Here is a 21,161-nt window from a genome sequence, read left to right as displayed (position 1 = left end):
GCTACCCCCATGCGCTACTACGCCGAACTCGGCTCGTGGGTGATCGCCGACCGCTTCACGGCCCAGGTGGCCCTCGGGCACCCCGGGCTCTCGTCGCGCACCGCCGAGAAGGGTATCTACCTGCCCCCTGACATGCACGAGGAGTGTGCTGAGCTGCTGGACGTCATAGGCCGGTGGTTCGTGCTGCTCGACGGAGAAGCGCACACAACGGGCCGGCGCGCTGTCCAACGCATGTTCTCACCCGGCAGGATGCGCAGGGTCCAGGATGAGATTCGCGACATCGTGGCGCGCGCCGTCGACGAGTTCCCAGAGGGCGGCACCCAAGACGCGGTCACCTGCCTGGCCAACGTGATCTCCGCCCGCACTATGGCCCACCTCCTTGGGCTCCACGACGTGCCCGTGGAGCGGCTGCACGAGTGGGCCGCAGCTCTGGCGGACTTCCTCGCCGCCTCGTACCGCAGGGACTTCGCGGTGCGCGCACAACAGGCCCTTCACGAGATGGGCCAGGCGCTTAGCAGCGTGGATGACGAGGACAGCATCTGGAACCTGGCTGTGGGCGACGACAGGGACCGCCTCGCCACCTGCTCCATGGTGCTTTTCGGGGGCCTTGAGACGACTGCCTCGCTAATCGGGCTTTGCCTTTGGTACGTACTGGAGAACAATCTGATTGCGCTTGTGAATGACCCGGACGCGGGAGCCGCGACCGACTCCCTTATCGAGCGGGTGTTGGAGCTGTACCCGCCACTAGGCCATGTGGCACGCACTGCGGTCACAGACCTGAAGGTGGCCGGCTGTCCCGTCGCCGCCGGAGACCTCGTCCTCGTGTCACTGACCGGGAACGACCCCTTCGCGACTGGAGCGGCCCGTCCGGATCGCCCGGCTGCGCACGTCCCGGACAGCGCTCGGCCTGACCATCTCGCCTTCGGCCACTCCATGCATTACTGCATGGGCGCCACGCTAGCCAGAATGGAGGCTTCGACGCTCCTCTCCCTATTTTGCCAGCGCTTTCCGACGGCCCGGGTCGGTGAAATGAAGTGGAGCAGGAACCGTACTTACCGCGGTTTCTCGCACCTTCGCATCGAGCTTTGATCTATCGTTCCGTGCATATGGTATGGGATAGGCGGAACGGGATAGTCAGAAATGATGCCGCCCGCGCTGCGGACCATCGAGGCGGCTGACGAGACCGTGACTTCAGACCCAATGCCGTGACTGTTGGTGATCTTCAGGAGTCGGGCCTTGCCCCTTGATCTTGGACACGGGCTCGTACTCCAGCAGCGGTTCGCTATCTGGCCTGGTCAGAGGCGTCGTGGGGAGTGTAGTGGGCTGATGGCGTGTCAGGGGCGGTCTTGCCGGACCGCCCCTCCAACGAGTGGCATCGTCGTCGGTAGTGGCAGTGTCTGGCGACGGCCTGACGCCTGCGCCGCCACCGTGACCAGCTCATTGCGTGGATACGAAGCGGCGGGCAGGGTCGGTGCGCGAGGCCAACTGCCAGCAGCCGGCGGACTTCCGCCACGGTGAGCGGAACCAGGGTGGAACCGTTTCTGCAGCCCCCTCTGCCGCCGCCTGCGCCGCCGTCACCGCGAGAAAGGCGTGCGCAAGCATGGGGCACCGGTTCGGGTTCGCCGAGGACACCGTCCGGCTTGCCGCGGCCTTGCGGCCGGCGCTGTCGGCCCGCCGCGTCCCTGAGTCGATCTACGTCGACAACGGGAGTGCCTTCGTGGACACGTGGCTCTTGCGGGCCTGCGCGTCGCTCGCGATCCGGCTGACCCACTCACGCCCGGGACGGCCGCAGGGCCGGGGCAATATCGAACGATTATTCCGCACCGTTCGTGACCAGTTCCTGGTCGAGCTGGATGACAGGTGGGTTGGTGAAATCACGCATCTCACCGAGCTGAACAGGCTTTTCATCGCGTGGGTGGAGACGGTCTATCACCGCGCGGTGCACTCGGAGACCGGGCAGGCGCCGATCGAACGCTGGCTTTCTTCGATTCCCAAGCCGCTGCCCCTGCCGTCCACGGCGGACCTGCGGGAGGTGTTTTTGTGGTCGGAGTTCCGCACCGTGACGAAGACCGCGACGATCAGCCTGCACGGCAACTCCTACGGAGTAGACCCATCGCTGGCCGGGATGAGGATCGAGCTGGTCTTCGACCCGTTCGACCTGACCGACATCGAGGTGAGGGCCTTGGGCAAGACGGTGGGCAAGGCCCTCCCGCACCACGTCGGCCGTCATGCCCACCCGAAGGCGAGACCAGAGACGCAGGCTGAGCCGGCGCCGTCGACCGGGATCGACTACCTCAAGATCCTCGACGAGACGCACGCCGCGAACACCGGGAAGGGCATCAACTACTCGTCCCTGATGGACGATTCGAGGGGACAGTCATGATCGACCGCGTCCAGGGCTACTACGGATTCACCCGCGTCCCCTTCGGCCGGGACCTGGCCCCCTCGATGCTCCACCAGCACAACTCCACCGCGAAGCCGCGGCCCGCATCGCGTGGTGCATCAACAACCGGGCGATCGGCGTCGTGACCGGCGAGGTCCGCGCGGGCAAGACCGTCGCCCTCAAGGGCGCCGTCGCCTCGATGGACCCGGCGGCCCGCTTCACCGTGATCTACCAGCCCAACCCGGAGGTCGGGATGCGCGGCCTCTATGACCGCATCGTCACCAGCCTGGGCGGCACCCCGAAATACCAGTCCGCCGCTCTCGCAGCCCAGGCGTCTGCCGCGCTGGCCGCGGAGGTCGACGAGCGGGGTCGTCGCACCCCCGCAGTCGTGATCGACGAGTCGCACCTCCTGGACCACCACGAGCTGGACGCGATCCGCATATTCACCAAGTACGGCATGGACTCCACGACGCCGTTCGCGGTGTTGCTGATCGGCCAACCCACTCTGCGGAAGCGGATGAAGCACGGCGTCCTCGCGGCCCTGGACCAGCGGATCGCGATCAGCTACCAGATGCCCACCATGACGAAGGAGGAGACGGCCAGCTACATCAAGCACCACCTGACGATCGCCGGCCGGTCCGACCCGCTGTTCTCCGACGACGCCGTCGACCTGATCCACCTCACCAGCCGCGGCCTGCCCCGCTCGGTCAACAACATCGCCCTGCAGTCCCTCATCGCCGCGTTCACCGACGAGAAGAGCATCGTCGACGAGTCCTCCACTCACCTCGCCATCACCGAGACACACGCGACAGAGTGACCACGAAAGCGACACCATGACCACGAAGACCCCGGCGGCCTGACGGCCGCCGGGGTCCTTTCACACCACTCCGTCGACAACCAGCACGTCGACTTCATGCACATCTTCAGAGTCGCTCAACACACCGCTTCCGTGGTCGACGAAGGCCATCAGCGGGTGGTGCCCGAATGTCTTCTTCCAGGTCGCGGTGGCGTCCTGCTTCTCGGAGTGCGCCAGCACGAGTACCCCGGCGATGCCCACGATCACCTGCCCACTCACGTCCGGAGCCGCCGTCCCGGCGCTGTGGGGGAACGTGGAGGGAACAGCCAGGGAAATACGACGCGCAATGATCACCACGTCAGACAGCAAGTGCGGATTGAGGAGTCCCATGTACAGCATTGCGATCAAGCGTGCGGCGGTAGGCATCGCCGGCCTGTTTCTGCTGGCGATCGTGGCGGTGGTGGGGGAGGACAGCTCCCCGAACTCGCCGACCGTCGGCAGCATGGCCGCCCAGAGTGTGACCCCGCGCGATCCGTCGCCAGTCTGAGCGGCCCGCTCACCCCCATGCCCATCATTCGAAGTGTCCACATGATCGAGCGGCCGTTCGGCCGGATACACGCGGAACAGTTCCGGATAGTGGAGTCTGAAGCTCCGCCGCTAACCCCCGGATCCGCCCTGTTGGAAAATGTGTATCTGCTGATCGAAGCGGACGCGCGTACGCTCTCCGCCGGAGAGTCGTACCTGCACACACCGGTTCTCGGCGGCGCCGCGATCGCGCGGGTGATCGCGTCACGGACGCGCGCACTGCCCGTAGGAGCGATGGTCCAGCACGTCACGGGGTGGAGCACACACAGCGTGGTGTGGGCTGGGCAGCCAGGAGTGCGGATCATCGATGTCGTCGCCGGCCTGCCGATCACCCTGCATCTCTCCGTATTCGGTCCTCCCGGAATGACGGCCTGGCAGAGCGTGCACGAGGCTCTCCAGCTGTCGCCCGGCGAGGTGCTGTACGTGGCTTCCGCTGTCCGTCTCGTGGGCAGTCTGGTCGGGCAAGTGGCCACGCTCACCGGCGCCGTACAACTACTGGCGGGGGTCAGGGGCGAAAACTCCGCATGTATCGCAACCGACGTGTACGGCTTTGACGACGTCTACGACACCCTCGAGTCGGCCGCGCTGGGCCGGCTGGCAGGACCGCTCACCGGACAGATCGACGCCGCCTGGGTGGATCTAGACCGGGACCACGTATCTGTGGTGGCCAACTCGCTGCGCAGGCCAGGCGGGCGGATCGTCCACGTGGGGCAAGGAGCCTACGCGGACGCGGTGGTCCGCCCCTACCGGCCGCAGCCGCTCGGCGTACCGCGAGAAACAGTGGAGGCGTGCCTGAGCCCATACCTCCGGACCGGAGAGCTGGTCGTCAATGAAACATATGTATTCGGGATCGAGCAGATAGTGGGGGCTTTTCTCGGCGTGCTCTCCGAAGAGCTCACCGGTGCGGTCATCGCCCGGATCACGGACATCTGAGCTGACGTATCACCGGGTGTCCTTCGTGCAGCGCGGATACGAGGCCGTGCCCCCGGAATTCCTACGACTGACCTTTAAGGGAGATGCCATGGTCAACCAGATGACGAAATTCCCCAGCACGACTCAGCTCGGTGAACTGCTGCAGCAGTACCGTAGACGCTGCGGATTCACCCAGAGCGAGCTGTCTGGCTTCTCCACGGTCAGCGTAAGGGCCATACGCAACCTGGAGCTGGGGCAGGCCAGGAACCCGCGGCGAGAGACTATCCGGCTGCTCGCTGACGCACTGCGGTTGGGTGACGAACAGCTTGTCGCCTTCCAACTCGCCGCAGGGCAGCGCGTGTACGACATCGCGTTCGAGAGACTGCCGGCGCTCCTGCCGGCCGCCACACGCCCGTTGCGCGGACGGAACGTGGAGCTGGCTCGGATTCTGCGGGCCTATCGCACCGAGCGGCAACGACTTGTCGCAATCACTGGACTCGGCGGAGTCGGCAAGTCACGGCTGGCGCTGGAGACCGCGCTCGTGCTGAGGGCCGAGGACGGCCTTGCGGTGTTGTGGTGGACTCTGCCGGATCCGGGGGGATCCGACGAGCGGGCTCGAGGGCATTGCCAGCCGCCGCTCGTCGGCCTCGATAACCTGCTTTCGACGCATGGCGGCGCGGTGGACGATGCCGTACGGCTGATCGGTGAGCGGCAGGTACTCCTGGTTCTTGACGGCAACGACATGGACCAGATCACGCCACAGTCCCTTGAGAAGCTCCTCGACGGGTGCCGCAACCTGCTTGTTCTTCAGACATCGAGGACAGCGGGCGAAGCCCGCTGGCCCGGATTCCGTCTACCCCTCCACCCTCTGCCGGTGCCGGGCGCGGACACCGGCGAGCATCCCTCGGCCGACGGTGCCGGACCCGCGGTGGCTGTTCTGCTCGACCGTCTCGCCGATCTCCAGGTCGGATTCGGGACCGACTGGTCCGACAGGATTGAGCCGGAGATCCTGGAGATCTGCGCCCGGCTCGACGGACTGCCCCGGGCCCTGGAAGCGGCGGCCTCCTGGCTCGTCACCTCCTCGGCCGCTGATCTCGTCCAACTCGCCCGCTCTGAACCTCATATGATCGCTCAGGCCGCTGATGCCGAATCCCGTGAGACATCCTGGGTCGATCAGGCGCTGGTGCACGCACTTGCGACCCTGACGCCCCAACAGAAGGCTCTGCTGGTGGATCTCGCGGGCTGGGGCCCGGCGTGGACGGTGCAGCAGTTCGCTGATGGACTTGAGGTCGGCTGCCTGGAAGCCGCTGTGGCCGTGCACGCGTATCTCCGGTGCGGGCTGATCCGCAGAATGCCCTCGGCCCAGCAGCCGGTCTTCGTAGTGATGCAGGTGATGCGGGCCCCTATCCGGGCACTGTCGGACAGGCTCGGCAGGACACGAATCGGTCTGCTGGAAAGCGACATGGGAGGGAACCATGACGACAGCCCGGACAGCTATCGGCCTGCTCGCCGATTCGGCACGGCTGCGAGTCTACTGCGCAGTGGTACTCGGCGCGATGACGCGGCATGAGGTGATGGTGGCCGCGGGTGTGAGCGACGCCGAGGCGGGCGTCCACCTGCGGCGACTGGCCTCGGGCGGTCTCGTGGAGGAGTCGGATGGCAGGCTGAGAGCGCGTACAGAAAGCCTGGCGGTCGCCGCGCGCGGTGCACAAGAGGAGACCAGGCCCCGTGAAAAGTTCAGGACCGGCGATGCCCGTCTCGACGCCCTGCTCCGCTCCCATACCCAGGACGGCCGGCTAACCAGCCTGCCAGGCACGCTGCAGCGCCGACGCGACGTGCTACGTCATCTCGCCCTACACTCCTTCGAGCCCAGTCGCCGCTACACCGAGAACGAGGTCAACGATGTGCTGCGACGCTGGTCGGAGCGGGCCCGGACGGACCATGTAGCGCTGCGCAGGTACCTGATTGAGCTCAAGCTGCTCGATCGGGAGGCCAGCATGTACTGGCTGCGTGATGACATCGGAGCTGACTTCCATGTCTGAGCGCTGGACTTCGGTGATTCGCCCCGCGAGCGGCACGAGACTGACACGGCTGGTTGTCCTGCCCCATTCCGGTTCGGGGCCCAACGCACTCCTGCCCTTGCTGCGGCTGTTGCCCCCGACCGTCGAGGTGGTGGGCGTGACCCTGCCAGGCCGCGAGCGGCGGTTCGCCGAGAGCTGTGCCGGGGTCGCTGACGATCCTGGCGGCGTTTTGCGTGAGGTGCTCAGCGAGTTGACCGAACTACTACGCCTGCCCACCTTCTTCTTCGGACACAGTATGGGCGCTGTCTTCGCTGCCGCGCTCGCGGTGCAGGCGCCGGATCTGTGCGGAGGCCTCGTGCTGAGTGCCTACCCCGGAGACCCGCCCGCCGCCCGCCGCCCAGAGATCCTGACGGACGAAGAACTCCTGGACATCGTTTGCCGCGGGGAGCGCACTCCGGACGACGCCCTTAACGACCCCATGGTGCGCGAGCACGTATTGCGGGTGATGCGCTGTGACCTTGCTCTGGAGCATCGCCTCGCCGAGTGGATCGCGGAGCGGAGGCTGCCAGTCGCACCGACGGTGCTCGGCGGGCGTACGGACCTCATCGTGGCGCCGGAGGAACTCGCCGGCTGGACTGCACGTGCTCCCGTCGGGGTACGAGAGCAGGTCTTTCCCGGGGGGCATTTCTATCTGCTGGACGAGCCAAACATGGCGGCCGTCGCTTCGGAAATCGTGGCCGCGATGGCATCCGGGCGGCCACGGGGTGAGGAACGGGAACTGCGAGCGTGACATCATCCACTCAACGGGAGCCGCTTCCGCGGCTCGCGGCCCCGGTCTACCGGTGGTCGCCGGAGAACGGCCGGCTCCCTGTCTGACTACGGCGGCGCCATTTGGTATCACCGAGGCGACCCGAAGCGGGCTCTGGCCAAGGAGCTTCGTGCCTCGGTCGATGAGGTCGCCTGCGCGATCGACGCACTGTTGGCGCACAGGCTCCTTGTTCCGGCCGTGGGCGCTCTCCTCTCCGCGAGCGCGGACGCCGCCTTGGCCGGAGTAGGTCCGATCGAAGCACAGAGCAGGGGCGGGAGCACCACGCGGGTGGCCTCACCGCGCGGGTTCAATCCCTGAAGGCGATGTACTTCGAGAACCGCTGGGCCAACATGTCGACGATCGAGTAATTCCCCCACATCAGCGTCTGCGTCTCCAGGGGAACCACGGGATGGCGACGGCGTCCGGGGTGGGATCTCGGAGTGTGCGGGCCGCGACGGCCTCTGAAGGACGCCTGGCGTCGTCGCTACCGCGATGAGCTGCGCTCATCCTTGACCGTCCGCCCCGTCCCTGAAGACCGGCTGACTGCCGGGCGGCCCGGGAGCTGTGACGTCCCCCTGGTCATGGAGGAACAACTCCTCGATCCCCTTGGGGACGACCATGAACCTTAGGTGGGGGAATATCATCGTCGTTCACACGCACGGCGATCTGGACCCATTGGCCTCCGGGGGAAAGCCTGGGGAGCTCGCGGCGGACCTTGTCGGCTGAACACGGGCAGTCCCGCACGTCCGGGCCGCGTGGGCGTCCGGTTAGGGGCCCCAGCCGGGGCAACGCTTCGTCTGTCCAGTCTCTGCGATCGCCCTCCGTGTGCGATTCGTTCATGGCTCTGCTCCTCTGCACTGTGCAACTGGACGATAGGCTGGCCGCCGTGGAGTCCAGATGTGCCCAGTACCGCCTTCGTCCGTGCGGGTCGGCTCCCCGTCGGACTGTCACGCATGTAGGCAGCTGCTAGCGGGGGATGGCGAAGCTGTCAGCCCAAGGTCACGGAGGATCGTCATCGCCACCGCCGCGTGCTGCTCGGATGATTCGTGATGACCCTGCACCCTCGCGACGTCCGCGAGCCCATCGTGGGCACGGGCGATCTCCAGCGGATACCCTGTCGCTTCCGCGAACTCAAGGGCCGAACTGTAGGCGGCTCCAGCTTGTTCGGCGTCATCGAGCCGCAGATGCACCTGAGCAGCTGTCCGCAGCGCCGCGCACGAGTGGATCGAGGGGCGGCTTCCGCCGTCGAGGCGGATAAGTGCCTCCTCCACATTCTCCAATGCCTTTTGCGTATCACCCAAGGCTAGGTGAGCCTCGGCTAGCAGCACCAGCGAGTGGACCCCCGCTTGGGTGCCGCCTATGCTCCGGTCGAGTTCCAGGGCATCGGTGAGCGGGCGACGGGCCGCATCCGGTTCGCCTTGGCCTGTCAAGGCACTGGCCAGGGCATTTAGCAGATTGATGCGGGTGTTCGTATCGACCGAAGTGCCAAGCCGCAGTGCTGACTCGGCCTGGGAACGGGCGCCCGCGAACTGGCCCCTGATCGCGTAGAGGACGCTCAACGAGGCCCGTGCCGTAGCCTCTTCTTGCGGGGCCGGATGCTCACGCAGTAGAAGCAGGGAGCGCTCCAGTACCCGCTCCCCCTCGCAGTAGCGACCCATCCGCTCGTAGCAGGCACTGAGCCGATTGAGAATGCCCACCTGTCCGGGAACGTCCGAGGCGGTCTCGGCAAGGGCGAGTGCCTCTTGCAGATGAAGCGTCGCCGCGTCGAACCGGCCGGACCTCCATAGGGCGACTCCCATATTGGTCAGACTCATCCTGACCAGAGATTCGTCGTTCAGTGAACGGGCCGCCGCCAGACCGATGGCCGCACTCTCCTGCAACCACTTCGCCATTCCGCGCATATGCAAAAAGAACACCAGATTGCGGGCGCTCCGGCTGGTCAGGGCGTACAGGGCAGCGGCCGCGCCGGCCCGCAGCGCGGCCAGCAGGCCGCGCTGTTCGGTAGCGAACCAGGTGAGTGCCGATTGGGCGTCCACGATGGCGGGCATCTTGTTCAGCCGGTCTCCAACCACCTCTGCATGCCCGGCCCGCCCGGGGAACAGGTGAGCGCAGGCAAGATCGCCGACGCGGACGTGGTGTTCTAGCAGGCGCACCAGAGCAGCGTTCGTGTCGGACTTGTCCTCCTCCGACGGCGAGGTGAGAGCGAAAGCCCGGACCAGATCGTGAAAGGAGTAACGGCCCTGCGCGCGCTGTTGGAGAAGGTGGACGTCGAGGAGTCCCTCCAGGACCGATTCTGTGCTCATCAGGCTTTTGCCGAGCACGGCTGCGGCAGTGTGGCTGTCGAACTCCGGCACGGGCATGCTCCCGAGACGGGTTAGCGCAGTGCGGTAAGGAACGTCGAGTGCCTCGTACGAGGTACTCAGACAGGCACTCAGGCTCCTGTCGCCGGAAGAGAGTTCCTCGATCGTCCGCGACTGCTCGGCCAGTCGGTCGGCCAGCTGCTTCAGGCTCAGGTAGGTCCGGTGCTGCAGCCGCGCCGCGCAGATACGCAGAGCGAGCGGCAAACTACCGCAGAGTACGGCGATACGGTGGGCCTCATCTATCTCAGCCTGTACACGGCCCGGCCCGATGACGCTTTCGAGGAGGGCGATGCTTTCAGCGGGCGAGAGCATGCCAGGCGAGATCGCGACCGCGCCGTCGAGCTCAGGGAGCCGTCGCCGACTGGTGACGATCACCAGGCTTTCGTTGGAGTGCGGCAGCAGCTCTCGCACCTGCGCCGCACTCACCGCGTTGTCTAGCACCAGCAGCAAGCGCCTTCGGCTTGTCACCGATCGCCAACGTGCCGCCCTGATATGCGAGTTTGTCGGAAGCTCCTCTTCGGTGAGGCCGATCGAGCCCAGCAGGATCGCCAGCGCCTCGTGCGCCGGTATGACGCGGGCGCCAGGGGTGAAGCCCTGCAGATCGAGGTAGAGCTGTCCGTCGGGATAGTGCGCGGAGAGCTGGTGGGCGGCATGAATGGCGAGGGCCGACTTGCCCGAACCACCCATGCCATCGATCGCGACGATACGCGGAGCCCCCGCCCGCAGGGTGTCTCCTCCGGGTAAACCGGATGTGGTCAAGCCCTCCGAACCCACGGTCCGGAGGACCTTGAGGGCCTGCTCCCTACCGGTGAAGTCCGGCAGGTCGTACGGGAGGGTATTCACCGGAGCGGACCGCACAACGGTCGCGGTGCGGTCCGCGGCAACAGCAGGGTTCAGGTCGGGGTCACCACGCAAAATGCGCTGGTACAGCATGGCGATTCCGGGACCGGGCTCGATCGCGTGGCTCTCGTCGAGAGCCTGGCGCAGCCGGTGATATTCGTCCAGGGCGTCACTTTGCCGGTCGGCCCGGTACAGGGCGAGCATCAACTGCCCGCGCAGCGTCTCCCGTGCGGGGTTGCGGACGACCGCTTCGCGCAGCTCGTTGAGCACGATGTCGGACCGCCCCAGTGTGAGGTGGATGTCGAAGAACTGCTCCAGCGCGGCGACGTGGCGTTCCTCCAGCCCGGCGGTGATTGCGTGCAGCAGCTGGCCGCCGGATTCGTCGAGGATGGGGCCCCGCCACAAGGCCAGAGCGCTCCGCAGATGGTCCAGTGCCTGGTGTCGCTGGCCCAGCCGCAATGCCTCACGCGCGAGACTGGTGCCGGTCTCGAACAGGCCAAGATCCAGGCAGTCGTCGGCGAGGGTGAGGCGATAACCCGTCCCTGCTACGGTGAGTAGCCTCTTCAGCGGCGGCAATCGCTTGCGTAGGTCGGAGACCATCTTGCGAATCTGGTTCAGGGCTGTCTCGGGGTGAGCCTCGCCCCAGACTATCTCCACCAGGCGGTCCAGGGGGACTACCTGATTGCGCCGCAGCAGAAGGTACGCCAGAAGACGTTCCTGCAACCTCCCGCGCAATCGCACTGGAGCACCATGCAGAGAACACTCCAGCGATCCGAGTATGCGGAAGTTTACGCCTTGATCTGAAGCACTTTCTGGCACTGATCCCCCAATACGGCGCCAAGCTCCGCAGGGGAGCGTCCACACAAGCGTGTGGGGATTGTAGTGCCGAAAAATGATGCGCGCGTAGTCCTCGCCCCACGCCAGGATCTTCGGGCCGCTCGATAGTCGCCGACCATCAGGGCTGGTCAGGGCGGTCAAGGGTGGGCGCATGCCCAGCGCGAAGCGCTGCCGCATACGCCCTTAGACGTCATCTCAATTGGTGGATAATTGTGTAGATAGTCGCTGGCAGACGTGCTGTGGTGGCGGTTGAATGCCTTGGTGAGCGACGACTGGACACCCGCGCATCACGCGGTCGAGCACGAGGATGTGGAGACCCTGGCCCGATTGCTGGCCGACGGTACCGATCCTGATGAGGTCTTCAGCAACATGACGCTGCTGACGCACGCAATCGACGCCGAGGGTGATGGCTCCCTGCAGAGCGGTCAACCGTTGACCGTGCACACCACTGCTGTGCTGCTGGCCTTCGGGGCTGACCCGGAGCTCGCCGATCCAGACGGTCGCACCCCCATGGACATGGCCAAGCACTACGGCCACGACTTGGCGGTGAAGCTGCTGCGGGCCCACATCAGGGGCCGAGCCGCCGGTAACAGATGAGGGTGCAGGCGATACTCGTGAAGGCGAGGAAATGCTCGGCCTTGCGCTCATGACGACGGTGGAGGCGGCGGCAGCCGGCGAGCCAGGACATGGTGCGTTCGATCGTCCAACGGTGTCGTCCCAGCCGCTGGGAGGTCTCAACTCCCCTGCGGGCGATGCGATGCGGTGCCGGATGCCTCGGCAGCATAACCATCGCCGCAGGTGGGCATAGTCATAGCCCTTGTCGGCATGGAGCTTGCCGGGCTTACGACGCCGGGGCCCCGGCGGGACCGGACCGGCGGTATGCCCTTCATGAGCGGGATCAGGGCCTGGCTGTCATGGACGATGGCACCCGAGATCCCCAAGGACAGGGGCAGACCGGTCCGCTCGGTAATCAAGTGGATCTTTGAGCCGTACTTGCCCCGGTCTACAGGATTCGGACCTGTCAGGTCCCCCTTTTCGGGGCGCGCATGTTCACCGAGTCGATCGCACACCGAGACCAGTCCAGTTCGCCACGGGACCCGAGCTCGTCAAGCACCAGGCGGTGGAGCTTGGCCCACACCCTGGCCTTCGTCCACTCGGTGAAGCGTCGGTGAGCCGTCGCGCCGGACGGCCCGAACGACGCGGTCGGCAACTGCTGCCACGTGCAGCCCGAGGTCGCCACGAAGACGATCGCGGCAAGCACTTCGCGGTCACCATGCCTCCGCCGGCCCCCACCCTGGGGCCGCGACGGCGCCTCCGGAACCACCCGCTGGAACAGCTCCCACAACTCATCCGGCACCAGCCGCTCAACGATCCTCACCACGACCGCCAGCTTACCCAGCCAAATGAGATGACCTCTTAGGAGTGTCGTGCCCCTCACCTTCTAGGGGCACGACACTCCGCCGATCAGATGTCCCGGAAGAGACCCGGTGTGACGTGACCGGGGCGGCGTGGCCCTTGGCAGAGCTGGGGCGGCGCTCGACGAAGCCGCGCTGCTCCGGCAGGGCAGGCGTCTCGCTGACGGCCGCGTGGGATCGGCCCAGGGTCTCGGCGAGCCGACGGGCGATCACCGGGCCCTCTGCGTGCCGGAGTCGTACGAGGGCGTCGAGTTCCGGCGCGGTCAGCAGTGCCTCGATGCGCCGGACGGGGCCCACGACGTCCATGGCAGGTGTCGGGTCGGGCCGTACCGCCGTCCCTATGGCGCGGAATTTCCCAAGGAGCTTGCACCAGTCGCTGACTGGTCGATGGTCAGGACGAAGCGGCGCGGCGGTTTCGAGGACGTGCGCGCAGGATGGTTCCGGCGCGGGGCTCCCGCCCCCTTCACGAGCGTGGAGGGGACCAGGTGCTCCCGCGCCGGCTGACGGCCGTCAGGCGGCCAGCTGCCGGAACCGGCTGCCGTGGAACACCAGCGGGGCCCTGTCGTGTTCGGCCCTCAGGCCGTGGACCTCGAGCAGGGCGATCGTGTGGTCGCCCCCGGGAAGCTCGGCGTACACCGAGCAGTCCAGCCAGAGGCTGGCCCCGTGGATGTACACGCTGCCGCTTTCGGCGGCTTCCCACTCGACGCCCGCGAACCGGTCCCCGTCCTTGGCGGCCAGCGACCGGCAGACCGTGTCCTGTCCCTCGGTGAGCACGCTCACGCCCAGGCGGCCCCCCTCGCGCAACCTGGGCCACGTCGCCGAGCCGTCCTGCACACAGACCGAGACCAGGGCGGGTGACAGCGAGACCGGGGTGAAGGTGCTGGCGACCATGCCTACCGGCGAGCCGGAACCCAGTGTGCACAGGGCTGTGACCCCGGAGGGGAAGCAGCCGAAGGCCCGACGCAGCTCGAGGGGATCCATCGTCGTGTCCAGCAGGCTCATCGGACGCCCTCCTGCCCCGACAGGACCGCGCCCAGCTTCCGCATCGAGCCGTTGTTGCCGGCCACGTGCTGGGAGACGCAGCGGACGTCGCGCCAGCGACGCTGCATCGGGTTGGAGCTGTAGAGCCCGGAGCTGCCCGACAGCGTCATGATCTCGTTGAGGATGCGGATGCCCTCGTCGTGGATGTACTCGACGCCACCGGTGAAGGCGAACCACTCGGTGGGGGTGGGCTGCTCGCCCGCGAGGATCCGGCCCATCACGATACGGCCGGTGCTCTCCGACAGGGCCGTCAGCGCCGCCGTGCGCACGTGCAGTTCGGCGAAACGCTCCTGGAACACCGGATCCTCGCCGATGAGCACCCTCGGATCGAACGCCGGCCGCTTGGTGGCGGCGAGCTCGGCGAGATCGTCGAGCGCGCCTTGCAGACAGCCGAGGATGACGGCGTCGTGCGAGGCGCCGGTCGGCGAGTACGGCAGGTCGTAGAAGGGGGCGGGGATGTTGTTGGCGCCCATCAGCGGGCCGGTGAAGTGCTCGGGAACGAAGACGCCGTCCATGGTGAAGTCGGTGCTCTGCGTGGCCCGCAGGCCCACCGCGTCCCAGGTGTCGAGGAAGGTGACCTGCTCGGGACGGATCAGCGCGACGCGCATCTCCGGGGGGCCTTCCGGCCGCGGGGACGCATCCTCGACCACGAAGCCGGCGAGCATCCAGTCCGGGGTGAAGGAACCGCTGGCCAGTGGCCAGCGGCCACTGAGCCGGTAGCCGCCCTCCACCGGCGTCGCCTTCCCCTTCGGGGCGATCGCCCCGCGGAGCATCAGGTCGGCGCCGTCGCCGAAGACCTCGTTCGCCAGTGTCTCCTGGGGCAGCGACCGTACGAAGAACCAGGCCATCGATGCCGCCTGGACGGTCCAGCCGGCCGAACCGTCGGCCCGTGAGATCTCCCGGATCACACGAGCGGCCTCCACGAGGTCCATCTGCTCGCCGCCCCAGGCCTTGGGCAGGGCCATCCGGAACACCCCGGCCTCGCGCAGCGCGGCGATGATCTCCGCGGGGACCGCCCGAGCGGCCTCGGCCTCGGCGGAGCGCGCCGCGATCTCGGGCAGAAGTCCGCAGACGCGGCCGAGCAGGCTGTCGTCGGATTCCCGGTCCAGCGGCGGAGCGGTCTCGAACAATGTCGTCATGATGCGTCTCCTCGTTCGGACGAGCGGGTCTCCTGCTCGTCGGGTACTCGTTGTTCGCGTCCTGCGTCCTGCGTCCTGCGTCCTGCGTCCCGCGTCCTGTCCGCGGGCTCTCGCATCGCGTTCCTGCCGGGACGCGGTGGCCTTGCCGGCCGTCTTCGGCACGCCCGGTCGAGCCGTCGTCGGCGTGTCCGGTCGAGCCGTTGTGCGTCGAGAGCCGCTCAGCCGGGCAGAGTCGGCCCGCAGACGGGCCGGCCCTCCGCGAAAGAGCGGCCGGAGGGCGTACGCAGGGCAGCCCTGGCGGATACGCGGGGCAGGCTCCGGGGTACGGACTGCGCCGGAGCAAGCGCCTCGGTGGCGTTCATGCGTTCCTCCAGACGTGTGGGCTCGCCAGGCGGCAGGGCCGTGTGCGGAAAGCGGTCACGGCGGCCTGAAGGGTGGGACCGCAGCGACGTTCCAGTCGGCCGGGGGTGGGTGTGGTCGTGCTCGTCCTGCACGGACCTCGCCGATGTCCTCCTGCTCACTGCCCCGAATGGTCGGTGCGAGGTAGCCTGTCCCGCTTGCTTTTGTGAGCCCGGGTATTTGGCTGATTGAGAACCGCTCGGGCGGCGGCGATGGGGGCCGTCCTCTCGGCTGCGGTCTCCAGGCATGCGTACCGATCACGGCGGCACGGCGGCAGTGTGATCCCCGACACTCGCGGTTCGGGATCGCTCGCTGGGATCTAAACTCCGGGTAAAGGAGCGGGCTGGCCGAGCACGGCTCCTCGGGGGCAGTATCCGCCGTGAGGGGAGCCGCATGCCCCGGATGACGACGCCGGACGACGGCGACACCACCCGACGACTGGAGAGCTGGCGGGAAGCCGTCAGCCAGAACCTCGTGCCCCTGGAGGTTCTGCCGCGCGCGTGTGCCGACTTCCGTGCCTCACTGCGGTCCGCACAGCTCGGCCCGGTCCAGTTCTCGGCCATCACGGCCGAACCGCACACTGTCGCGCGCACTCGGCGGCACATCGCATCCGACGCGCCCGACTTCTTCCAGGTCACACTGCAGCTCACCGGGCACGGTGTACTCACCCAGAGGGACCGCCAAGCCCAGGTCGGCCCCGGTGAGTTGGTGATCTACGACACCCGCAGTCCCTTCACCTACGACCTCGACCAGCCCCACAGCGGCCTCGTGGTGATGTTCCCGCGCCCCATGCTGCAGTTGTCGGAACGCGATCTGGCGCGGGTCGCGGCGACTCCGGTCTCGTGCCACGACGGGCTCGGCCTGGTCGTGCGCCCCTTTCTCTACGAGCTGGCACGGCAGATGGAACACCTGGAGGAACGCGGCACGTCCCGGCTCGCCGACAACGTGGTCGGCCTCATCGGCACCATGCTCGCGGAGCACGCCGGCGGGGGCCCGGCAGTCGGACACGACGGTCCGGGCCTGCTCACCCAGCGCATCCTCATCTACATGGAGCAGCGGCTCGCCGACCCCGGCCTCAGTCCCGAGAGGATCGCGGCAGCCCACCGCATCTCCCGTCGCTACCTGTACAAGTTGCTTGCCGCACAGGGGCACACGGTCTCGGGCTGGATCCGGGAACACCGCCTCGTCCGGTGCCGGCGCGACCTCACCGACCCGGCCCTGGACCACCTTCCGGTCGGCGCCATCGGCGCGCGCTGGGGGTTCACGGACCCGGCCCACTTCAGCCACGCCTTCAAGGCGTCCTACGGCATGAGTCCCCGGGAGGCGCGCGCGGCCCGTGAGTGACGTAGCAGGTGTTCCGGAGCGACGCAGCGACCTCTGACGGGTACTCCGTTGCCGTGCTCTGCGTCAGCCACCGCCGAGACCCGGGACGGTGCGCTCCCTCGTCCCCGCATGAGGGCCACGAGGCACAGCGGGCCCAAGGGATGGGCGCTGTCGGAGGTCCTGCGCATGCGGAGGGGGGTGCCTCTATGTCTTTCGTCAAGCGAGGCGTGGGGTTCGGGGCTCGTAAAGGTGCCGTCGCGGAGCATCGCGAACAGCATGTTGATCCGCTGGCGGGCCAGGCGGAGGAGGGCTTGGGTGTGGGTCTTTCCGCGCGCTCGGCATTTTTCGTAGTAGATGCGGGAGGCGGGGTCGTGCAGGGCGGCGAACGTCGGCGTCGAGGCTGGTCAGTGACAACAGCGGCCTCGGTGTCCGCGGTGCTGCTCGGTCGGCAGCGGCAGAACGGTGCCGCTTCGGTGAAGGTCACTTCGGCAACGCCAGGTGCCACGACGTCGATCAGCGTGGTGGCGGCCCCCGACGCGGCGGCGATCGGGCAGGGTGACGGCCGCTCGTGACCACCCCCGCACGGCCCGGTCGCCGACCGACGCGTCGAACGACTGCTGTCCTTCCGCGATCACCGACGTCCGGGTCGAAACTGCGAATCCACCGGACGCTTATGTGCTCCCCGTGCCTGTTCTCTTCGCCGTGGGTGCCGATGGTCGACCAGACGCGGTCGGCGTGACACGACCGCGGCGGACGTTGCGAGACCACTTCGGGGACACCCTTTGCATAAGGGCCGGCGGGTACTCAGGTAGCTCTGACGTATCGTCAACCATTCAAGATCATCTTGCATGGGCGTTGCACAAGGTGCTGAAGGGCAATGGTGATCAGTGGAGGGTCGTGAAGGCGAGTATCCGCAGGTCATCTGGCATGTTGAGGTGCCGTGCCCCTTGCTTTTGAGGGCACGGCGCCAGCGTCGCTCAGATGTCCCGGAAGATCTCGATCTGCGCGCCCACCGTGTTCAGGCGCTCCGCCAGATCCTCGTAACCCCGGTTGATGACATAGACGTTGCGCAGGACCGACGTGCCCTCGGCGGCCATCATCGCCAGCAGGACGACCACGGCCGGACGCAGGGCCGGCGGGCACATCATCTCGGCGGCGCGCCAGCGGGTGGGGCCCTCGACCAGCACCCGGTGCGGGTCGAGGAGTTGGAGGCGGCCGCCGAGGCGGTTGAGGTCGGTCAGATAGATCGCGCGGTTGTCGTAGACCCAGTCGTGGATCAGGGTCTGGCCCTGCGCGGCCGCGGCGATGGCCGCGAAGAACGGGACGTTGTCGATGTTCAGGCCGGGGAACGGCATGGGGTGGATCTTGTCGAGCGGCGCCTGGAGTTTCGACGGACGGACGGTGAGGTCCACCAGCCGCGTACGGCCGTTGTCGGCGACGTACTCCGCCGAGCGGTCGTGGTCGAGACCCATCTCCTCCAGGACCGCCAGCTCGATCTCCAGGAACTCGATCGGCACCCGGCGCACGGTCAGTTCGGACTCGGTGACCACGGCGGCGGCCAGCAGGCTCATCGCCTCGACCGGGTCCTCGGAGGGCGAGTAGTCGACGTCCACGTCGAGGTGCGGCACCCCGTGCACGGTGAGGGTGGTGGTGCCGATGCCCTCCACCCGTACGCCGAGCGCCTCCAGGAAGAAGCAGAGGTCCTGGACCATGTAGTTGGAGGAGGCGTTGCGGATGACGGTCACGCCGTCGTGGCGGGCGGCGGCCAGCAGCGCGTTCTCGGTCACCGTGTCACCGCGCTCGGTCAGTACGATCGGCCGGCCGGGGGTGACGGACCGGTCCACCTCGGCGTGGTACAGCCCCTCGGTGGCGGTGATGTCCAGGCCGAAGCGGCGCAGCGCGATCATGTGCGGCTCGATCGTCCGCGTCCCGAGGTCGCAACCGCCCGCGTACGGCAGTGTGAAGTGATCCATGCGGTGCAGCAGCGGGCCGAGGAACATGATGATCGAGCGGGTGCGGCGGGCCGCCTCGGCGTCGATGGCCGCCAGGTCCAGTTCGGCCGGCGGCACGATCTCCAGGTCCACACCGCCGTTGATCCACCGGGTGCGTACGCCGATGGAGCCGAGCACCTCCAGAAGGCGGTACACCTCCTCGATGCGGGCCACCCTGCGCAGCACTGTGCGCCCCTTGTTCAACAAGGAGGCGCACAGCAGCGCGACACACGCGTTCTTGCTGGTCTTCACATCGATCGCACCGGACAGACGGCGACCGCCGACCACCCGCAGATGCATCGGACCCGCGTATCCCAGCGAGACGATCTCGCTGTCCAGGGCTTCACCGATTCGGGCGATCATCTCAAGGCTGATGTTTTGATTACCGCGCTCGATACGATTCACCGCGCTCTGACTCGTGCCGAGCGCCTCCGCCAACTGTGACTGCGTCCAGCCACGGTGCTGCCTTGCGTCACGAATGAGCTTGCCGATGCGTTCGAGGTAGTCGTCTGCCATGCGGCCGAGGTTATCTCAGATATGAGATCACGCCTCTTGGGGGGTCCGTTGGAGTTGTGGCGAGAGGCCGTTCGAGTGACGGGGCGTCAGTCGTACGGCGGCGACGGCGGCGGTCTCAGTGACGCCTGGCACTGCGTGTGCGGCGCCAGCCGAAGGGACCGGGCAGGTCCATCGAGGTCGTACGGCGCCCCGTGCTGCTGTGGGTGTGGCGCGGGCCGTTGTGGCCGCCGGTGGTGATGGACCAGGAGCGCTTGTTGATGTTCAGTCGCACACCCGGCAGGATGCGGAAACTCTTGCGGAACGTGAGCGGCATGTGTGCCTCCTTCCCGATGTACACCGGGTACCCCTCCCGGCGGTTCGCATCCCTCCCACTTGAGGGCAACTGCGAGTTCCGTGTGGGGTGTTGGTCCCGGGTGCCAGGCGAGGCCCGTGGCGCGCCCCGCCCGGACCGCGCGGGTCAGCGGGGCGGCAGTAGGCAGAACTCGTGGCCGTCGGGGTCGGCGAGCACCACCCAGTCGACGTCGCCCTGGCCGATGTCGACGGGCGTCGCGCCGAGGGAGACGAGACGGTCGACCTCCGCCCGCTGGTCGCCGCCGGCGGGTGGGGCGAGGTCGAAGTGGAGGCGGTACTTGCCCGCCTTCGGGGCCAGCGGCGGACCGCCCCAGGTGACCTTCGGGCCGCCGTGCGGCGCGCGGATCGCGGTCTCCTCGTTCTGGTCCCAGACCAGGGGCCAGCCGAGGGCCCGGCTCCAGAAGTACCCGGCCTCCTGCGAGCCGTCGCTCGCGAGCGCGCCGATGAAGCCGCAGTCGGCGAGGAAGGTGTTGCCCGGCTCGATGACGCAGAACTCGTTGCCCTCGGGGTCGGCGAGGACCACGTGCTCCTCGTCCGGGAGCTGGCCGATGTCGATGTGCCGGCCGCCGAGGTCGAGCACCCGCGCCACGATCTGCCGCTGGTCGTCCAGGGACTTGCTGGTGAGGTCGAAGTGCATCTGGTTCGGGACGGTCTTCTTCTCCTGGCTCGGCAGGAAGCGGAGCCGGAAGCCGGTGTCGTCGTCCGGTGCGAGCGCGAGGGCGCCGTAGGGATCGTCGACGGTCTCCCAGCCCAGGACGCCGGCCCAGAAGCGCGCCAGACCGGCGGGGTCGTTCGCGTCGAAGCAGAGTGCGTGGAGGTGGGAGGTCATGCCGGGGGATCTCCGATCCGCTGACTCACGGCCGCGCACCGGGCTCGACCCCGTGCCCATGAGACCCACCATGCTAGGAAGCGCGGGAATCGCCGTGCAACGCAAATACAAGCGCGGCGGTGCGACGTGACGGGCTCGCCGGCGGGGTGGCGGCGGGCCGGCCCGTGCGGTGGTGGAGGGGCTGGCGGGTGGGGCGCCGAAGGGGTCGGGCCGTGCGGTGGCGGGCCGGCCCGTGCGGCGGTGACGGGCGGATCCGTCCGGCGGGGACGGGCCGCCTCGTACGAGGCGGCCGATCGGCGTGCGGCGCGGACGGGCCGCCCTCCTGCGGGCGGACGAAGCGACGACCCTGGGCTCGGGCGGGCCGCCTGTCGGCGGGCTTGCCGCCCCCTGCGGCAGGGAAGGAACCGCGCGGACGGGCCGCCCCCTGCGGGCGAACGAAGCGACGACCCCTGGGCTCGGACGGGCCGCCTGTCGGCGGACGAGCCGCCCCCCTGCGACCGGAAATCAACCGCGCGGCCGGGCCGCCCCCTGCGGGCGAACGAACCGACGACCCCTGGGCCCGGACGGGCCGCCTGTCCGCGGGCGGGCCGCCCACGCCCCCCGTGACGCGAATCG

General features: G+C 67.8%; 18 protein-coding genes and 4 pseudogenes. 12 read left to right on the top strand and 10 right to left on the bottom strand.

What is annotated here, in order from left to right:
- Positions 1–9: 9 nt before the first annotated feature.
- Complete coding sequence (locus tag ACWCRJ_RS22230) at positions 10–1,089, top strand: cytochrome P450 (RefSeq protein ID WP_450940890.1); 1,080 nt, start codon at positions 10–12, stop codon at positions 1,087–1,089.
- A 348-nt stretch (positions 1,090–1,437) separates the two neighbouring features.
- On the opposite strand, the pseudogene ACWCRJ_RS22225 reads toward ACWCRJ_RS22230, so the two are convergent.
- Positions 1,438–1,602 (bottom strand): annotated as a pseudogene (locus ACWCRJ_RS22225) (IS701 family transposase); the annotation flags it as partial.
- Between ACWCRJ_RS22225 and ACWCRJ_RS22220 the strand changes: the two are divergent.
- The 3 genes from ACWCRJ_RS22220 to ACWCRJ_RS22210 are packed head-to-tail and all read left to right on the top strand — an operon-like array spanning position 1,601 to position 3,200.
- Positions 1,601–2,383, top strand: coding sequence for a Mu transposase C-terminal domain-containing protein (locus tag ACWCRJ_RS22220; protein ID WP_450940889.1), 783 nt, complete (start codon positions 1,601–1,603; stop codon positions 2,381–2,383). The pseudogene ACWCRJ_RS22225 and the gene ACWCRJ_RS22220 overlap by 2 nt on opposite strands.
- Positions 2,380–2,529 carry a hypothetical protein gene (locus ACWCRJ_RS22215; protein WP_450940888.1) on the top strand — a complete coding sequence of 50 codons (150 nt, stop codon included), beginning with the start codon at positions 2,380–2,382 and terminating at the stop codon, positions 2,527–2,529. Before ACWCRJ_RS22220 ends, ACWCRJ_RS22215 begins: the two co-directional genes overlap by 4 nt.
- Complete coding sequence (locus ACWCRJ_RS22210) at positions 2,526–3,200, top strand: ExeA family protein (protein WP_450940887.1); 675 nt, start codon at positions 2,526–2,528, stop codon at positions 3,198–3,200. The genes ACWCRJ_RS22215 and ACWCRJ_RS22210 overlap by 4 nt, the downstream gene beginning before the upstream one ends.
- 123 nt (positions 3,201–3,323) lie before the next feature.
- On the opposite strand, the pseudogene ACWCRJ_RS22205 reads toward ACWCRJ_RS22210, so the two are convergent.
- Positions 3,324–3,479: pseudogene (locus ACWCRJ_RS22205) on the bottom strand (IS1380 family transposase); the annotation flags it as partial.
- Between the two features lie 88 nt (positions 3,480–3,567).
- Between ACWCRJ_RS22205 and ACWCRJ_RS22200 the strand changes: the two are divergent.
- From ACWCRJ_RS22200 to ACWCRJ_RS22180, 5 genes are all read left to right on the top strand, one after another.
- Entirely contained in the window at positions 3,568–3,726 is a 159-nt protein-coding gene (locus ACWCRJ_RS22200; protein ID WP_450940886.1) for a hypothetical protein, read from the top strand.
- A 41-nt stretch (positions 3,727–3,767) separates the two neighbouring features.
- Positions 3,768–4,697 (top strand): hypothetical protein, encoded by a 930-nt coding sequence (locus ACWCRJ_RS22195; protein ID WP_450940885.1) that lies wholly within the window; start codon positions 3,768–3,770, stop codon positions 4,695–4,697.
- Between the two features lie 88 nt (positions 4,698–4,785).
- Positions 4,786–6,246: a helix-turn-helix domain-containing protein gene (locus ACWCRJ_RS22190; RefSeq protein WP_450940884.1), complete on the top strand. Its 1,461-nt coding sequence runs from the start codon at positions 4,786–4,788 to the stop codon at positions 6,244–6,246.
- On the top strand, positions 6,233–6,718 hold the full coding sequence (locus tag ACWCRJ_RS22185; RefSeq protein ID WP_450940883.1) for a DUF2087 domain-containing protein: 486 nt from the start codon (positions 6,233–6,235) through the stop codon (positions 6,716–6,718). Before ACWCRJ_RS22190 ends, ACWCRJ_RS22185 begins: the two co-directional genes overlap by 14 nt.
- On the top strand, positions 6,711–7,487 hold the full coding sequence (locus tag ACWCRJ_RS22180; protein ID WP_450940882.1) for a thioesterase II family protein: 777 nt from the start codon (positions 6,711–6,713) through the stop codon (positions 7,485–7,487). The genes ACWCRJ_RS22185 and ACWCRJ_RS22180 overlap by 8 nt, the downstream gene beginning before the upstream one ends.
- Before the next feature lie 965 nt (positions 7,488–8,452).
- Here the strand turns inward: ACWCRJ_RS22180 and ACWCRJ_RS22175 are convergent.
- A complete protein-coding gene (locus tag ACWCRJ_RS22175) occupies positions 8,453–11,446 on the bottom strand; it encodes a BTAD domain-containing putative transcriptional regulator (protein WP_450940881.1) in 2,994 nt (997 codons plus the stop codon).
- A 357-nt stretch (positions 11,447–11,803) separates the two neighbouring features.
- On the opposite strand from ACWCRJ_RS22175, the gene ACWCRJ_RS22170 reads away from it, so the two are divergent.
- Positions 11,804–12,139, top strand: coding sequence for an ankyrin repeat domain-containing protein (locus ACWCRJ_RS22170; RefSeq protein WP_450940880.1), 336 nt, complete (start codon positions 11,804–11,806; stop codon positions 12,137–12,139).
- Here ACWCRJ_RS22170 and ACWCRJ_RS22165 read toward each other — a convergent pair.
- The 3 genes and pseudogenes from ACWCRJ_RS22165 to ACWCRJ_RS22155 all read right to left on the bottom strand — a co-directional run bounded on the left by ACWCRJ_RS22165 (position 12,111) and on the right by ACWCRJ_RS22155 (position 15,137).
- Positions 12,111–12,914 (bottom strand): annotated as a pseudogene (locus tag ACWCRJ_RS22165) (IS5 family transposase). The gene ACWCRJ_RS22170 and the pseudogene ACWCRJ_RS22165 sit on opposite strands and share 29 nt — an antisense overlap.
- A gap of 553 nt (positions 12,915–13,467) precedes the next feature.
- Positions 13,468–13,959 carry a flavin reductase family protein gene (locus tag ACWCRJ_RS22160; protein WP_450940879.1) on the bottom strand — a complete coding sequence of 164 codons (492 nt, stop codon included), beginning with the start codon at positions 13,957–13,959 and terminating at the stop codon, positions 13,468–13,470.
- Complete coding sequence (locus ACWCRJ_RS22155; RefSeq protein WP_450940878.1) at positions 13,956–15,137, bottom strand: acyl-CoA dehydrogenase family protein; 1,182 nt, start codon at positions 15,135–15,137, stop codon at positions 13,956–13,958. Before ACWCRJ_RS22155 ends, ACWCRJ_RS22160 begins: the two co-directional genes overlap by 4 nt.
- Before the next feature lie 792 nt (positions 15,138–15,929).
- On the opposite strand from ACWCRJ_RS22155, the gene ACWCRJ_RS22150 reads away from it, so the two are divergent.
- Positions 15,930–16,880: an AraC-like ligand-binding domain-containing protein gene (locus tag ACWCRJ_RS22150; protein ID WP_450940877.1), complete on the top strand. Its 951-nt coding sequence runs from the start codon at positions 15,930–15,932 to the stop codon at positions 16,878–16,880.
- A 195-nt stretch (positions 16,881–17,075) separates the two neighbouring features.
- Here the strand turns inward: ACWCRJ_RS22150 and ACWCRJ_RS22145 are convergent.
- Positions 17,076–17,245: pseudogene (locus ACWCRJ_RS22145) on the bottom strand (IS110 family transposase); the annotation flags it as partial.
- A 39-nt stretch (positions 17,246–17,284) separates the two neighbouring features.
- Here ACWCRJ_RS22145 and ACWCRJ_RS22140 point away from each other — a divergent pair.
- Positions 17,285–17,431, top strand: a complete 147-nt coding sequence (locus ACWCRJ_RS22140) for a hypothetical protein (protein ID WP_450940876.1) — start codon at positions 17,285–17,287, stop codon at positions 17,429–17,431.
- A gap of 405 nt (positions 17,432–17,836) precedes the next feature.
- On the opposite strand, the gene ACWCRJ_RS22135 is transcribed toward ACWCRJ_RS22140, so the two are convergent.
- The 3 genes from ACWCRJ_RS22135 to ACWCRJ_RS22125 all read right to left on the bottom strand — a co-directional run bounded on the left by ACWCRJ_RS22135 (position 17,837) and on the right by ACWCRJ_RS22125 (position 20,546).
- Positions 17,837–19,366 carry a helix-turn-helix domain-containing protein gene (locus tag ACWCRJ_RS22135; RefSeq protein ID WP_046918944.1) on the bottom strand — a complete coding sequence of 510 codons (1,530 nt, stop codon included), beginning with the start codon at positions 19,364–19,366 and terminating at the stop codon, positions 17,837–17,839.
- A gap of 115 nt (positions 19,367–19,481) precedes the next feature.
- On the bottom strand, positions 19,482–19,679 hold the full coding sequence (locus tag ACWCRJ_RS22130; protein ID WP_391004308.1) for a DUF4236 domain-containing protein: 198 nt from the start codon (positions 19,677–19,679) through the stop codon (positions 19,482–19,484).
- A 144-nt stretch (positions 19,680–19,823) separates the two neighbouring features.
- Positions 19,824–20,546, bottom strand: coding sequence for a VOC family protein (locus tag ACWCRJ_RS22125; RefSeq protein WP_450940875.1), 723 nt, complete (start codon positions 20,544–20,546; stop codon positions 19,824–19,826).
- Positions 20,547–21,161: the final 615 nt, after the last annotated feature.

This window comes from Streptomyces sp. NPDC002324 (genome assembly GCF_053593335.1).
Note: the sequence above shows the minus strand (reverse complement) of the source record. Positions and strands in the feature narration are given on the sequence as shown.

Bases quoted from the DNA above. Each gene is read 5' to 3' on its own strand.
- ACWCRJ_RS22230 (WP_450940890.1), top strand. From the start codon at position 10: ATGCGCTACTACGCCGAACTCGGCTCGTGGGTGATCGCCGACCGCTTC.
- ACWCRJ_RS22220 (WP_450940889.1), top strand. From the start codon at position 1,601: ATGGGGCACCGGTTCGGGTTCGCCGAGGACACCGTCCGGCTTGCCGCG.
- ACWCRJ_RS22215 (WP_450940888.1), top strand. From the start codon at position 2,380: ATGATCGACCGCGTCCAGGGCTACTACGGATTCACCCGCGTCCCCTTC.
- ACWCRJ_RS22200 (WP_450940886.1), top strand. From the start codon at position 3,568: ATGTACAGCATTGCGATCAAGCGTGCGGCGGTAGGCATCGCCGGCCTG.
- ACWCRJ_RS22195 (WP_450940885.1), top strand. From the start codon at position 3,768: ATGATCGAGCGGCCGTTCGGCCGGATACACGCGGAACAGTTCCGGATA.
- ACWCRJ_RS22190 (WP_450940884.1), top strand. From the start codon at position 4,786: ATGGTCAACCAGATGACGAAATTCCCCAGCACGACTCAGCTCGGTGAA.
- ACWCRJ_RS22185 (WP_450940883.1), top strand. From the start codon at position 6,233: ATGACGCGGCATGAGGTGATGGTGGCCGCGGGTGTGAGCGACGCCGAG.
- ACWCRJ_RS22180 (WP_450940882.1), top strand. From the start codon at position 6,711: ATGTCTGAGCGCTGGACTTCGGTGATTCGCCCCGCGAGCGGCACGAGA.
- ACWCRJ_RS22160 (WP_450940879.1), bottom strand. From the start codon at position 13,959: ATGAGCCTGCTGGACACGACGATGGATCCCCTCGAGCTGCGTCGGGCC.
- ACWCRJ_RS22155 (WP_450940878.1), bottom strand. From the start codon at position 15,137: ATGACGACATTGTTCGAGACCGCTCCGCCGCTGGACCGGGAATCCGAC.
- ACWCRJ_RS22150 (WP_450940877.1), top strand. From the start codon at position 15,930: ATGCCCCGGATGACGACGCCGGACGACGGCGACACCACCCGACGACTG.
- ACWCRJ_RS22135 (WP_046918944.1), bottom strand. From the start codon at position 19,366: ATGGCAGACGACTACCTCGAACGCATCGGCAAGCTCATTCGTGACGCA.
- ACWCRJ_RS22130 (WP_391004308.1), bottom strand. From the start codon at position 19,679: ATGCCGCTCACGTTCCGCAAGAGTTTCCGCATCCTGCCGGGTGTGCGA.
- ACWCRJ_RS22125 (WP_450940875.1), bottom strand. From the start codon at position 20,546: ATGACCTCCCACCTCCACGCACTCTGCTTCGACGCGAACGACCCCGCC.